The 13933-nt window shown below is 57.6% G+C and carries 15 protein-coding genes; 6 read left to right on the top strand and 9 right to left on the bottom strand.

Annotated elements, in window-relative coordinates:
- Positions 1 to 78: 78 nt before the first annotated feature.
- The 5 genes from MW046_RS00180 to MW046_RS00160 all read right to left on the bottom strand — a co-directional run bounded on the left by MW046_RS00180 (position 79) and on the right by MW046_RS00160 (position 5238).
- Positions 79 to 1083, bottom strand: coding sequence for a GNAT family N-acetyltransferase (locus tag MW046_RS00180; RefSeq protein ID WP_368411412.1), 1005 nt, complete (start codon positions 1081 to 1083; stop codon positions 79 to 81).
- A 123-nt stretch (positions 1084 to 1206) separates the two neighbouring features.
- On the bottom strand, positions 1207 to 2148 hold the full coding sequence (locus MW046_RS00175; RefSeq protein ID WP_247993558.1) for a polysaccharide deacetylase family protein: 942 nt from the start codon (positions 2146 to 2148) through the stop codon (positions 1207 to 1209).
- Positions 2141 to 3208 (bottom strand): non-hydrolyzing UDP-N-acetylglucosamine 2-epimerase, encoded by a 1068-nt coding sequence (gene wecB, locus MW046_RS00170; protein WP_247993557.1) that lies wholly within the window; start codon positions 3206 to 3208, stop codon positions 2141 to 2143. The genes MW046_RS00175 and wecB overlap by 8 nt, the downstream gene beginning before the upstream one ends.
- Positions 3201 to 4184 (bottom strand): glycosyltransferase family 2 protein, encoded by a 984-nt coding sequence (locus MW046_RS00165; RefSeq protein ID WP_247993556.1) that lies wholly within the window; start codon positions 4182 to 4184, stop codon positions 3201 to 3203. Before MW046_RS00165 ends, wecB begins: the two co-directional genes overlap by 8 nt.
- A gap of 1 nt (position 4185) precedes the next feature.
- A complete protein-coding gene (locus tag MW046_RS00160; protein WP_247993555.1) occupies positions 4186 to 5238 on the bottom strand; it encodes a Gfo/Idh/MocA family protein in 1053 nt (350 codons plus the stop codon).
- A gap of 395 nt (positions 5239 to 5633) precedes the next feature.
- Between MW046_RS00160 and MW046_RS00155 the strand changes: the two genes are divergently transcribed.
- Together MW046_RS00155 and MW046_RS00150 are read left to right on the top strand one after the other, a co-directional pair.
- Positions 5634 to 6197: a DUF7344 domain-containing protein gene (locus MW046_RS00155; RefSeq protein WP_247993554.1), complete on the top strand. Its 564-nt coding sequence runs from the start codon at positions 5634 to 5636 to the stop codon at positions 6195 to 6197.
- 167 nt (positions 6198 to 6364) lie between these two features.
- Positions 6365 to 7969 (top strand): alkaline phosphatase family protein, encoded by a 1605-nt coding sequence (locus MW046_RS00150; protein ID WP_247993553.1) that lies wholly within the window; start codon positions 6365 to 6367, stop codon positions 7967 to 7969.
- 9 nt (positions 7970 to 7978) lie between these two features.
- Here the strand turns inward: MW046_RS00150 and MW046_RS00145 are convergent, their stop codons facing one another.
- Together MW046_RS00145 and MW046_RS00140 are read right to left on the bottom strand one after the other, a co-directional pair.
- The gene (locus MW046_RS00145; RefSeq protein WP_247993552.1) at positions 7979 to 8554 is read right to left on the bottom strand and encodes a metal-dependent hydrolase; all 576 of its coding nucleotides are present in this window, start codon (positions 8552 to 8554) and stop codon (positions 7979 to 7981) included.
- Between the two features lie 6 nt (positions 8555 to 8560).
- Positions 8561 to 9586: a DUF1616 domain-containing protein gene (locus tag MW046_RS00140; protein ID WP_247993551.1), complete on the bottom strand. Its 1026-nt coding sequence runs from the start codon at positions 9584 to 9586 to the stop codon at positions 8561 to 8563.
- 442 nt (positions 9587 to 10028) lie between these two features.
- Here MW046_RS00140 and MW046_RS00135 point away from each other — a divergent pair, with 442 nt between their 5' ends.
- On the top strand, positions 10029 to 10304 hold the full coding sequence (locus tag MW046_RS00135; protein WP_124953530.1) for a winged helix-turn-helix domain-containing protein: 276 nt from the start codon (positions 10029 to 10031) through the stop codon (positions 10302 to 10304).
- Positions 10305 to 10430: 126 nt separating this feature from the next.
- On the opposite strand, the gene MW046_RS00130 is transcribed toward MW046_RS00135, so the two are convergent.
- Both MW046_RS00130 and MW046_RS00125 read right to left on the bottom strand, forming a co-directional pair.
- Complete coding sequence (locus MW046_RS00130) at positions 10431 to 10595, bottom strand: hypothetical protein (protein ID WP_247993550.1); 165 nt, start codon at positions 10593 to 10595, stop codon at positions 10431 to 10433.
- Between the two features lie 140 nt (positions 10596 to 10735).
- A complete protein-coding gene (locus MW046_RS00125) occupies positions 10736 to 11158 on the bottom strand; it encodes a helix-turn-helix domain-containing protein (RefSeq protein ID WP_247993549.1) in 423 nt (140 codons plus the stop codon).
- Positions 11159 to 11418: 260 nt separating this feature from the next.
- Between MW046_RS00125 and MW046_RS19375 the strand changes: the two genes are divergently transcribed.
- From MW046_RS19375 to MW046_RS00115, 3 genes are all read left to right on the top strand, one after another.
- Positions 11419 to 11547, top strand: coding sequence for a hypothetical protein (locus MW046_RS19375; protein WP_282190216.1), 129 nt, complete (start codon positions 11419 to 11421; stop codon positions 11545 to 11547).
- A gap of 566 nt (positions 11548 to 12113) precedes the next feature.
- Positions 12114 to 12539 carry a TRAM domain-containing protein gene (locus MW046_RS00120; protein ID WP_247993548.1) on the top strand — a complete coding sequence of 142 codons (426 nt, stop codon included), beginning with the start codon at positions 12114 to 12116 and terminating at the stop codon, positions 12537 to 12539.
- Positions 12540 to 12647: 108 nt separating this feature from the next.
- The gene (locus MW046_RS00115) at positions 12648 to 13721 is read left to right on the top strand and encodes a M24 family metallopeptidase (RefSeq protein ID WP_247993547.1); all 1074 of its coding nucleotides are present in this window, start codon (positions 12648 to 12650) and stop codon (positions 13719 to 13721) included.
- Positions 13722 to 13933: the final 212 nt, after the last annotated feature.

The following is a 13933-nucleotide window of genomic DNA, read 5'->3' as shown; positions in this document are numbered from 1 at the left end:
GTGTTCCGGTCGTGTCTGATGTCGCTGGGAGTCGCGTCGTGTTCGGCTGGTCGTTCTCGTGGGCTAGTCGGTGCAGTCTCATCGGCTAGCGAAGTCGTATGCTCCTTTGGCGAGTTTCATCTCCGGACCGACGGATTCGACGACGTAGTACGGCACCAGATCGCCGCTGAATTTCCCTTTGTACTCACAGAGCCGCTCCGTGTTCGCACCGACGAGATCATAGCGCGTCACCGATTCGAGCTGTGGCTCCGTGACGATGTCCTCGATGACCCGTCTGTGGAGGAGGCTGTTGACGCTCACGCCGTCGTACGTCGTCATGATTCCTCCCAACCAGAAGTAGGCGGTGTCATCGGAGTAGAGGACGATAATACCGCTGCTGAACGATCCGTCCGGTTCTCGTGCAACGTACACCCGATGGTGTTCAGGCAACGCTTCGAGGAGATCGCGTACGAATTCCCACTTGATCGGCGGCTGCATCCCTTGCTCCTCGAAGTGGGTCCCCACCGAATCCCAAATGCGTTTGGCCGCTCCCCGTCCCTCGACGCCGACGGTGACGTCGATCTCTTCGCCACGACGCATCTCGTTTCGGAGACTTCTGCTGAACGGATCCATCACCGTGTCGTCGGTCACGTTCTCAAGGTCGAGGATGTAGGTGAACTCGGGAGTCACCTTGAGCTGGTTCCACTGAAACGGCCGTGGATCAGCGTACGCCCGCGGACAGATCACACGGAACAACGTCAATCTCGCATCGACGGAGAGATCATCGAGGATCTCAGCCGTGAAACCGTAGTTGACCGTCTCTTTCTTTCTCTGTTTCGGACTGTTCGATAACAACAACGGTCCGAGCCGCGGAATTCCCATCGAGGGGGGCGGCGACGTCACGATGCGACCAACCGCTTTGTGATCGACGAACACCGGCAACAACGCGACCGGTTGATCTCCCTTGAAGCCACCATACAACTGTAGCTCCCCCTCGGTGTGGTCGTCGACGGCTTCGAGCGCCGGTGCTGTGTGGAACACTTCGGTTCCCGAGTCGGGCAGCACGTCGGTCCATTCCGAGAGAGAAAGGTTGCGCGTTTCGATCGAGTTCGTGCTCATCGGCATTCCTCCCTTGACTGTGAACGGATAGGATACGCACCTCTCCGTGTCTTTTCGTTCATTCTCACGATCCGCCGTGTAGCGCTGATTTCGATCATTGCGTATCACTCATCGTTTCTGTTCCGATATCTCACTGCTCGTAGCGTGTGCGGTGCGATTCACGAGGTGTGGGTAGAGTTCCCCGGGCGGACCGATCCACGCGTTCAGTTCGCGTGCCCGTTCGATGATAAACCGGTACAGATCGGTGTAGCCGGGGAATTCTCGATCACTGAAATATCGAGGATGCCAAAGAACGGTCATGACCGCTCCGTTCTCGCGGGCTTCAGCGAGCAGCCGCTCACATACCGTTCGTGCCTTTTCGGCGTGTTCTTCGGGATCGGGAAGTGTAGACTCCATTACGGTCAGGGGAAAGACGATGAATTCGTCATTGAACGGCCGTTTGACCCCATATCCGTTGGTAAACCCATACTCGGTGCTTGATCCGAGGCTGGCGTCGTACCCCAGTCCCATCTCGGTGTGATAGCGCCACGTCTTCACTCCGTCGAGGTTGAGGTAATGTTGACGACCACCGAGGATCGTTTCCCCGAGGATCGATTCGAGTACTGTCTTTTCGTAGGTGAGTCGAAACCGATCGCGGTAGGATTGGTAGGAACCGTGTAGCCCGATCTCCCAGCCGTCAGCGTTGAGCGTCCGAATGATCGATGCGATTTCCGGGTTCGTGATGTCGTATCGACCCAACTGTTGGATCCAATCATCAGACTGTGCCCACGCTCGTACTGGTTTCTCGTGGAACAGATCTGGTTCGTTCAGGAAATAAAACGCCGATCTGACCCCTAAGCTATTTTCGAGAGACATGATCGTCTCGAACTGCCAGTAGGGGTTCTGTCCCGGCAGCATCGATACCAAGTGAGATGGATCGGCATCGGCCACCGTGTAGTACAGCGACTGGGGCCACGACTTGTACGGCCGATCGACGTCGTGGGTGAGACACAGCGCAAACGAGCTGTCGTCGATACTATCATCGCCTACAGCCATCGTCACATCATGCATTGGCAATCACCTCGGCAACGCGCGGGGCCGCCTGCCCGTTCCCATACAGCTGTGGTTTCGTCGCCGGCGAGTCGATCCGGGCGAGTGCGCGGCTGATACGGGAGCCATCGGCTCCGACGAGCGTGTTCCAGCCACAGTCGATCGTCTGGACCCACTCGGTTTCGTCGCGCATCGTAACACACGGCGTGTCCAGATAAAACGCCTCGCGCTGGACGCCACCGGAATCGGTTGCGACCAGCCCAGCACCGTCGAGTAGATGGACGAAATCGAGGTAGCCAACCGGATCGATGATTGTGAGCTGCTCGTTTGCGGTCTCGAACAGTCCGTACTCGTGGAGTGCTCGCTCCGTACGCGGGTGGATCGGTACGACGACCGGCATGTCGACGCTCGACAGCCCGTCGACGATCCCGCCGAGCCGATCACGGTCGTCCGTGTTGGCCGCTCGGTGAATCGTCGCAAGAACGTACTCCGTCGAGTCGATCCCGAGATCCGAACGGAGGGTCGATATCTCGTTTGCTCGTTTGCGGACGTACAACAGCGCATCGTACATCACATCGCCGGTCTCGTGAACCTCACCGTCGACGCCCTCAGTACGGAGCGTCTCCACCGCCCGTTCGGTCGGCGCGATCAACACGTCAGCTAGGTGGTCGGTTGCGATCCGGTTGTGTTCTTCGGGCATCGCTCGGTTCCCGCTGCGGAGCCCGGCCTCGATGTGAACCAGCGAGGCCGACCGCTTTGCGGCGACCAGCGCACCGGCGAGCGTCGAGTTGGTATCACCGTAGACGAGCACCACGTCGGGTGATTCTGCATCCATCACTCTGTCCAGTTCGATCATCATGCGTCCGGTTTGATCGGCGTGGCTCCCCGATCCGACACCGAGGTTGTATGCGGGTTCTGGAATGTCGAGTTCCTCGAAGAACACGCCCGAGAGCATCGTGTCGTAGTGTTGCCCGGTATGGACCACGACCTCCTCGTGGACACCGCTGAGCGCTTTCGAAACCGGAAACGCCTTGATGAACTGCGGGCGAGCGCCGACGACTGAAAGGACGCGCTTACTCATCTTCCTCGATGGTTATCGTTCCGTCGTTCGCGTAGCGATCTTCGATCATCGTAAACACGATCAACAGTCCGCTGAGCGCTGTGCCGAGCCAGGCGACCCACGATGGTGTTCGCTTTCGCGTGCGCAACCGAGCGGTGATTACGAGACCGGCAAGCAGGCTCACCGATTCGGACGCTGACGGAGAGAGCAGCCAGTTTCGCCGTAATTCGGCGCGGAGCCGCCAGAGAAACCGGCCCAACAGGAGCCACGACATCCGGGGAACGAACGCGGTGTAGTGGATACCGCTTTCCTCCTCGCCGTACACCGCTGGCATTGCGACGTCAGCAATAGTCACTCCCTCGGCACTCAGTCGGATGAGCACGTCGTTTCGAAAGCCGTACCGGTCGTGGAGCTGTGACAGCGGAATGCGATCTAGCGTCGTTGTGTCGATGGCGTTGTAGCCGTTTTGGGGATCGCGCATGCGCCAGTAGCCGCTTGCGATCCGGGTGAGGATCGTCAACAGGACGTTTCCCAGCAGACGAAACCACGACATTGACGCCATATGCGACCGTTTCGCCAGCCTGTTTCCTTTCGCGTAGCTGGCACGTCCCTCGACGATGGGATCGAGCAGCCGATCGAGTTGATCGGGATCCATCTGTCCATCGCCGTCCATCACGGCGACGATGTCCACGCCGCTGTCCAGCGCTTCTCGAAAGCCGGATTTGATCGCACCTCCGACACCACGGTTTTGCTCGTGGCGAATGGGTACGATACGGCTTTCGGGACGATGACCGCCATCAGGCACCGGAAACGAGGGGATATCCGTCGGTGCCACCGCCACGTGCTCGGTGATCTCCGCCCATGTGTTGTCGGTCGAACAGTCGTCGACAGCGTACACTTCGTCGACAAAGGAGGGGATGCTGTCGATGACATCACCAACCAATTCCTCCTCGTTGTAAGCGGTGATTACGACGCCGACCGTGTGATCGCGGTACATGTTACATTCCTCCAGTGAAATCGGAGCTGCTCGTATCGATCGGCCGTTGGAGACCAGCATCGCTGGTCATCCCTGCATCGGGATCGGTTGCGAGCGCATCAATCTGGCGAACCATTTCTACGGCTCGTAATCCATCGACGCCCGTGACGGCCGGCTGGGATCGGTCAGCGACCGAGTCGAGAAACGACGACAGCTCCGCTTTGAGCGGCTCGCCGTTCTCGACGGTCGGCCGTTCGGTGATGCTTTCGTGGCGGTAGCGAACGCCGTTGGCGGATTGAACGTACTCCGGTAATGAGTGGCGGTGGATCCGAACCGACTGCTCGATGTAGTCTACGATCACGAGACAGTCTTTCGCCGTGATCCAACACTCACGCACCTTCTGTTGGGTAAGGCGGCTCGCCGTCACTGTACCGACGATTCCATCATCGAACTGCAACGTTGTGGTGACGTGGCGGTTGTCGTGACACCCGACGGCGCTGATCGACGACGGCTCACTTCTGAGCAGCGCGAGTAGAATGTCAATGTCGTGGATCATCAGATCGTACGCGACGCTTCGGTCGGTCTCCCGATCGATCGGGGGACCTAGCCGACGCGCGTCGATCGCTATCACGTCGAGATCGACGAGAATGTCCATGAGCGTCTGGATCGCAGGGTTGAACCGCTCGATGTGACCGATCTGTAACACCACGTCCTGTTCGTGGGCGCGCTCGATGAGATCCCGGCCGACCGCTGGCTCGCGGACGAACGGCTTTTCGATGAGGACGTCGACCCCTGCATCGATCGCCTCACGGGCAATCTCGGCGTGGGCGTGCGTCGGAACAGCGATCGAAACCGCCGCAGCCCGGTCGATCACGCGAGAGTGATCAAGAACGCGTGTGCTGTGTTCCGTTGCAACCGACTGTGCTCGCGTTTCGTCCTCGTCAGCGACACCGACGAGATCAGCACGCGGTAACTCTGAATAAGCGCGTGCGTGATGACTCCCCATCGTACCGACGCCGATCACACCAACTGGAATCTGCTCAGGCATGGTTTGTCGTTTTGGAGCGGATGTCATGGGAATCAGTTATCGCGCCCACTGCCTGCGAGACAGGATACACTGCACAGCCCGACCACACTCTGTTCGGACTTGAGACGGAACCACCCGGGACCTGTGTGCAGGTTCGAAGCAGCGCCATACGACAGAGGCCACACCAGTTCATCGCTTTGTTATTCTCAGGTTTCACCGAGTAATAACGAATTTCTGAAAATGGTGTTGGGGTATTACGTTTCCCATGTCTCCCAGTGATTAACGATCGAAAGCGACTCTCACCCGGTTTCAGGCCGGGATCACGCTCGTGATATCGGAGAGATTAACACCGGCTTACGTCCCGTAGGCCGAGTGTAACAAAGGACGTAACCGGCGAACTTCTCGTCTCGGTGGCGACAACCACAAGCCCGACGGATAATGATATGTCAAAAGACCAAGATAAGGAGGATTCAGAGCCGTTGTCACAGGATCTCGTTTTCGATCTACTGAGTAGCCCCCGACGTCGGTTCGTATTGCATTATCTTCGGTCTGAATCGGATACGATCGCGCTGACAGCACTCGCCGATGAAGTTGCTGCGTGGGAGTACGAAACTCCTGTCGAGGAACTGAGCGACCAGGAACGAAAACGAGCGTACGTGTCGTTGTACCAAACCCACATTCCGAAGTTAGCCGACGCCGGCATCGTGGAGTACGACACGGACAGCGGCGAAGTCGCCTTGGCACCAGCAGCCAGTGTTATCGACGCATATCTTCCGAACGGAGACGGCCCGGAGATCGCCTGGGAATTCGTGTATCCTCTGTTGACGGTCGTCTGCATCGTGCTTTTCGTGATCGGTCTGATCGACATCGGTCCGGTCGGTTCGTTTTCAGTGACGGTAGCGGGGGTGCTCACACTGTTTCTTTTCGGCATTGTATCGCTCATCCATCTCGTTTTGCTGAGATACGACAACCGACGACTTCCGATCGACGTGACCGACAATGAGTGAGACTACCCACCTGGTACCGATTTCGATGGGGGTGGCGACAGCGTCCCCATCTCGACCGGTGACCACATCAGCACTGACGATCGAACGCGCGTGCCCTCACGGCGCAGTACGAGACCAACAAGTGTTAGAAATGAGAACGAACGCCATACTGAAGGGGTGTACTGTCCATGGCTGAATCGAGTAATGAAACGCGGGACCTGCAGACGCTGTTGATCGGTATCGATGCAGGATGTCGCTCAGTACTCGAACCGCTGTTCGATCAAAACCAGCTACCGAATCTACAGCGGTTGTTTGGGGGGGCCAGCGGTGCACTCGAATCGCAGATTCCGCCATGGACGGCGAGCGCGTGGCCCTCCCTGTACACCGGAACGAATCCAGGAAAACACGGTGTGTTCGATTTTCTCGCCTTCGAGGGCTATGAGTGGAGTGTCGTTAATGCGACACACGTTCGTCGACGATCGTTGTGGGAGTATCTCGATAACTACGGCTACCGAAGTGTTGTCGTCAACGTTCCCATTACTCATCCGCCACGACCGTTCGATGGGGCACTGGTGCCCGGCTACACCGCCCCCGAGTCGCCCGAGTGTCACCCCCCCGGACTGTTTGCGGAGATCGAGGACGCTATCGGTGAGTACCACGTGTACGGAACGGTCGAATCAGCAACCGAGTGTGTCCGGATGCGAGGTGATGCGTTCCGGTATCTCGTCGATCGTTTCGAACCCGACTTCGGCTTCGTGGAGTTCCAGTGGACTGACGCCATCTGCCACAAGCGACCGGGCGACTGGGGAGAACTAGAACGGGTGTACGGTGCGGTCGATCGACAGATCGGAGAGATACTCGACTTTTGTTCTCCACGAAACGTCATCGTTGTGAGCGACCACGGGATGGGTCCGTACAACGGACGGACGTTTCTGGTCAACGAATATCTCGACCAACAGGGGTACGTCCAAACGACCAACGGCGGCGACGGGATGCCGTCGTGGTCCGCCGTTCGTGACCAACAGCTCAAACGAGGTGTCCACGCCACACGATACGATGCGAGTCTCATCGAGCGGCTGACGGCGGGAGCAGCGCGGTTCGGTATGACGAGCCAGCGCATCGAATCAATCCTCTCGCTGGTAGGTCTCAAAGAGTTCGTGCTCCGGCACGTTCCGACGACGGCGATCAGTACTGCGGCCCAACAGGTCGATTTCCCTCGATCACGGGCGTACATGCGGTCCCGGACCGAGCTGGGCGTTCGAATCAATCTTCAGGGACGCGAGCCGGGAGGGATCGTTCCTCCCGGAAAGTACGAATCGGTCCGATCCGATCTCATCGACCGCCTGCAAGCGGTCGAAACACCGACCGGCGATCCAGTGTTCGAGTCGGTCGTGCGTCGGGAACAGCAGTTCAGTGGACCGTTCTCAGATCAAGCACCGGATATCATAACGATACCGGCGGATTTCGATCAGTTCCTCTCGACACAGATCGGTACTCAGCAGTTCAGCGAGCCGAACGAGCCGTGGAATCACAAACGCGATGGGATCGTTGCCGCACACGGGGAGTCGATCGACGAGACGGCGTCGCTCACGAACGCACACCTGTTCGACGTCACACCAACCGTACTCGCTACGTTCGACGTGCCAGCTGACGTGGCCATGGACGGCCGGGTACTCCCGATCGTCGATTCGGCCGGCGACCGAGAGTACCCACCGTTCGAACTAGAACGCCGGAAGGTAACCACGAACAGATCGATCGAAGACCGCCTCGCAGATCTCGGATACATCGAGTGATCTCGGTCGCTAGTTCCGACAGTACCGGGGAGGGAGCCGAACGACGCCGACACCCGGACGGCCATCGAACCACCACACGACGGCGGTCGACAGTAACAAACCGAGTTCGGCACCCAAATACGCCCGCCCTGCCGGAGTCATGAAAAACCTGCCAGTTCGCTCTACGAGATCGGTGACCTTCGAGAGGACGCCGAGCGTCCCTCCGGCATCGACCGACACGAACGGCCACCAGAGAAACTCGGTCCACGGTCCATTTCCATACACAAGCGGATAGAGCACATCTCCGGGCAGGTGAAGGAGATACCCGATCACGAACGCGATCCCGAGCTGTGGGACGTCACGGTGGTTCGAAATCACGAGTACGAGTGCGGAAAACACTCCGGCAACGAACACCGAATGGGCGAATGAATTGCCGGAGGGCAACAGCCCGAACTGCCACGCGAGTGGTTTGTCCACTAGATCCGGAAACTGTGTGCCGAACGCGAGCGCGATCGTTCCCCACCCATCAGGAGGTGCACCGGTTCGTGTACGACAGTACAATGAGTAACACAGATACCCGACAGCGAGATGCTCCCACGGCCACATGGCTGGTTATCGTCCCCTCATATCGCGTGTTGTGGTTTGCTGTGATGGAGGCTGTCCCGGACTGAGCCAGAAGTACACTGTTCGGTACGCGTTGGCTACGGTCGGTGTCGACGGCGGATCGCCTCTGTAGACGAGATACCGCACCCGGAGGTTCGATCGTTGGGTCGATGGAGCGATGGTGTGGTTCAGGTAATCCGTTTCACCCGGTCCGACCGTTGTTTGTAACCGCCGTAACTCTTCTGAGGTAGAGGCATTCGTCCGTTGCCCATCGTGTTCGACGTGTTCGATCATGACAACTATCGTGTACGTTATCGTCCGTCCCTCTTGGTTAGTAACTGAGAGGGTCAGTTGATCGCCAGCTGTCACTGCCGTCGAATTCGTCAAGAACGTGAGTTCACCGCCGGATTGAGTGAGGACCGACACCCCGGTGTACGTTTCCGATCCATAGGGCATCAACACCCCATAGCCGAGCGCTACCACAGCTGCGACGACCGACAGCACTAACAGAAGGTTCATCGCCGTGCCGAGCACCCCCTTGGTGACACTGCCGGACCACAGCTCCGAGAGCCAGCGATCGACCGGAAGACGATAGCGCTGATTGCGGGGTAGTCGGATGCGTCGGTACGCACCGTAGATCATCCCCAGCCCGATCTCGGCGGACAGCACACCCATCAACACCTGAGCGCCGAATCCCACGGGCGATAGCACCCACAAGACGACACCGATCGATGGAAGCAACGCGAGACTCACCCCAAAGGAGAGGGCCACACGTTCAATACCGTCGATCCCCGAGGAGAACATATCGAGCGCGCCGTATCTGGTCCGAAACTGGCGTGCGGGGAACAACACCGACACGAGGGCGTATCCCGGGAAGAAAAACAACAACGGCAACCCGACCACGGCACGAGCCGGTAGTGGAATCGAAAGTACGACGAAGTTTGCGGCTGTAACAAAGCCGAGGACTGCAATGACTTCGCCGAGTAGTAACCCGATTTGCAACCGATGGCTCCACGAATCCGTCGTGTCAGTCATCGCTGCCCCGCGACGGTTCGGCCGTGCTTTGACATGGCCCGTTGTCTCGTCGTTGCCGGTTGCTGTCCAGTTCGGGCCACAGCCAACGATCGGCAGTGAACATTCCCGTGTGTCTTTTCACCCTGCGTCCACGCATTGTTATACATATATTACTCCGCGAGTGCAAGCCAGACTGACCCGTGGATCGAATCAGAAGTAATCGGATGATAGATCACACACCGAACGGCGAAAACCGACTTGGATCGTGGTAATTGATGCGAAACAGAACAGATACCGGTTTGATACGGTGGTGCAGACCATATCTTACCGACAGTGCCGATGTCCGGCGGGAAATCAGCCATAGAGATACACCGACAAATGCGGTATGTGGTATATTACTAAACCCGTCTTCGGGCAATACGGAACGCTGTAAGGACGACTGTGACACCATGGAGGGTATCCAATGACACAAAACTGGGACGAAGTGAGCTTCGTTATCAGCTCTAACTACCGAGTCGCTGTGCTCCAACGACTCGCCGTCGGTCCTGCGACTCCATCGCAGATCGCCGACGATGCCGAGATATCGATATCACACGTCTCGCGCGCGCTGGGTCGGCTTCGGGAACGATCGCTGGTAGAACTGCTTGTGTCCGAAGATCGCAGAAAAGGACGCGTCTACGGCATCACAGAGCATGGCACCGAGATCTGGGAGACGATTGAAGCCGAAAACCTCGTTTGAGTCGATCGCCGCCAAATCGGCTCGATCGGAACTGCGAGGAGACGTACCGATAGGTTCCCCTCTGCCAACGATATCCTACTCGGAACTGGTCGACATCCGATCCGAAAAAAAGACAGTAACCCGTCGTTAGTCGTCGGAAGCTGTTTCTACTGGGTCGGTCTCCGTCTGAGAGCTATCGTCACTGCCTGCGCCTGATTCGGGCAGTAACAGTTCTGGTGTTCGTTCGTGCATACTAGCATTCGCAAACGAGATGATGCGCTCCCAGTCACTTTCAGTCAGCCACTCGGACATCACAGCCGAATACGTTCTTACTCAGGAAAGTTATTAGCTCCTTACACAGTTGAGAGCCGTCAAAATCGCCGATTTCGATATCACCCGAATCCGGCTGTGCGGTCGCTTATGATGAGACCACGAGTAGCGGTCGGTCAGCGTTACGGCTTGGCTAGCTCCCGAATGATGCGACGAACGTGACCGAGCGAGTACGAAACGTCGTGTTCACGCTTGATGTGTTCTTGGAGGAGCTCCGGCGTCCACATCGACTGTTCGTACCCGAAATCGGTCGGCGGCGTGTCGAGAGCGTCGCGCACCGACGCCTGTTCTGCCTCATCGAGTTTCGGCGGTCGTCCCGGCCGCGAATCGTCCTCGATCGCGGATTCGATCGATCGGGACTCGAACCGATCGAGCCACGAGTACACTGTCGAACGCGACAGGCCGTACCGCGCGCTCAACGTATCGACCGAAACACCGTCCTTATACGCCAACGCGATCATGAGACGCTTTGTGGCCTTCGCACTGTCGGCCTCATCTAAGGCCGCCAACAAGCGATCAACCGTAATGTCTGCGAGCTTGTCCATAGAGCGGCTACTATCTATAAGTAAAAAAATCTAAGTATTTCGCGGTATGATGTATCTCGATCGAAACGGAATGGTAGCGAGGTGTGTCATTCCGTACGTCGTGGTTACGACCGAACGACTCACCGTCATCCGAGTGAACCCACTATCAGTTGTCGTACTGCGCCACATGTCGACAGCGATCTGTCATCGGCACCGATTTCTCTTGCTAACATGTAATACTTTCCGGTGGCATTATTGATCTACATCCCGTATGTTATCGCATGAACCTCCCATCACCGATGACGATCCAAGGGATGTACGACTACCTCATCCTGTTCATCCTCTTGTTTGCCATCGTTTGTGGGATATACATCGTTGCAGTGTACGTCGGGATCGCTCCAGGTCTCTAACGATAGGTGAAAGCGTCCGTCTTGAGCCCGCAGTGGTGCACTGGAGAACACGATCCCGAGATCGCCTGGTCGAATGAGCGCGAAGAATAAATGCTTGTCGAGTTTCTTTCCAGTGTTCGGTCATCAGGAACCTCTCGTGCTGATATAGGATTCAAAATTAAGAAGTTGGTATTTACATGCGAAAATATGGTGCATATGACTGTAACGAGTAGCGTTGTACCCGGAGATGAGTCAAGAGACGTGCGCGGCGGACACTCCTGACGACCAAAACAGGGCTTTCGTGATCTCGATGAATGTCTCATGGTCCACCGATCCGATCGGAAGCTCTCTCCACCTGATGACGTGCTCGTAAATATCACAGTCATCCATTACAACAGTACTATTGTTCGTACATCGATCGTTCGATCATCGAAATCGACATAGAAGTGCGAATATTTTTGTCCGCCTTAGTCACTTGATTGGTGTTTCGTGGAGAGAGTCATCCGTGTCGATGTCGGCTGCTTCTATCACATAGGTTGCTAGAGCAGAGGGATGTTTTCTTAACGGGTGGGTCCGTGTGTCGAAATATGGTCGAAATTTCGGACGCGCTTCGCACCGTATTCACCGGAACGATCGAACGACGCGGCGAGAACTACGTCGTCGAGGTACCGGTGGAAGAGGTTTCACACGGGACGATCAGGGAGGGCAGCGTTTATCGGGTCGCGCTGTTGAACACGCCGGAGGAACGGGGACAACGACGACCGGAGTCCGTCGATTCGACACCGCCGGTGTCGGAGGGTGATCAACGAACAGTCACGGTCGAAGCCGTGGGTCGAGAAGGCGACGGGATCGCCAAGGTCGAGCGGGGGTACGTCATCATCGTGCCCGGTGGCGAACCCGGCGAGGAGATCGAGATCGAGATCGAACGTGTTACTCCATCTGTCGCATTCGCAAACATCATTAGTAATGGAATTACGTCAGAGACGACATCGGATGAGACGCCGTCGGCGTAGACGGAGATGAGACCGCCGTCTCGTAGCGACCGGTCACGATAGGATTCTGATCGTTGTGGTCACCGTTCTCTGCAACCCTTATATTGCTGGATGACAGATCGATAGCCTATGAAACGCCGAGACACGCTCGACTCGCTGCTCACCGACCGCTCACTTGAAGCCGTTTGGCTCGCACGCCCAAGTGCTTTTAGCTGGCTCACTGGGAGTACCAACACCATCGTAGACACCGATCCTGTCGGGATCGCTGCGGCCGGTTACGACGGAGATTCGGTGGAAATCGTTACCGCTAACAACGAAGCTGACCGCATCCGGGAGGAGCTACCCGAAACGACGGTTCGCTCGTATGAGTGGCACGAATCGACGCTCGCAGAGGCGGTCGCAGAACAGTCCTCGACGCCCGCAGCTGCCGATTTCGATGTCCCCGGGTTTGATTCCGTCGAGATTTCCCCGTATCGACAGCCGCTCACCGACGCCGACATCGAACAGTACCGGGAGCTCGGAGCGGAAACCGCGGCGGTAGTCGAGGAGGTGTGCCGATCGTTGACCCCGAACACGTCCGAGCGGGCGGTGACGGCACGGTTGAGGCGCGCGTTCGAAGAACGAGGGATCGACGTCCCCGTCGCGCTCGTCGGCGGAGCGGAGCGGGTCCAGCGCCACCGGCATTTCACACCGACAGAGGCAGCTGTGGGCGCGTACGCTATCGTGACCCTGTGCACTGTTCGCGCCGGACTCTGTATCTCGATCACCCGAACGGTCGCGTTCGATCCACCCACGTGGCTCTCGGAACGCCACCACGCGGCCGCGCGGGTCCACGCTACGGCGTTGGCCGCGACCCGCGACGTCGGAACCCGGGGTGGGACTGCGAGCGACGTGTTCGAGGCCATCCAAGACGCCTACGCAGCTGTCGGCTACCCTGACGAATGGCGACTCCATCATCAGGGAGGGGCAGGGGGCTACGCCACGCGTGAATGGATCGCAACGCCGGATTCGGATGCACCCGTCACGCTCCCAATGGGATACGCGTGGAATCCCACCGTCCAAGGCACGAAATGCGAGGACACCGTACTGATCACCGAAGAGGGGTTCGAAACGCTCACCCGCACCGGCGAGTGGCCGACGACCTCAACGGACGCCGTTGATTTCGATCTCTCCCTTCCACAGCACGACGTTCTCGTTCAGTAGATCATTCGTACGATCCAACGCATTCATAAGTTATTGGATACGCGGCAAGAGGACCGTCCGGTGTCGTCCCGAGGATGGGTCCGTGGAGTTACTACAGGATTTGTTGTACAGTGTCGTTAAGAACTAATAAACGGCCGGACATACGCGGCAGAACGATCAATCATGTGTGCTGGTAACTTCTATCGTGCCGGCGTGCACGCACGTCGGTATGA

This window comes from Halocatena salina (assembly GCF_023115355.1).
GTDB lineage: Archaea > Halobacteriota > Halobacteria > Halobacteriales > Haloarculaceae > Halocatena > Halocatena salina.
This window is presented reverse-complemented; position numbering and strand designations above follow the sequence as displayed.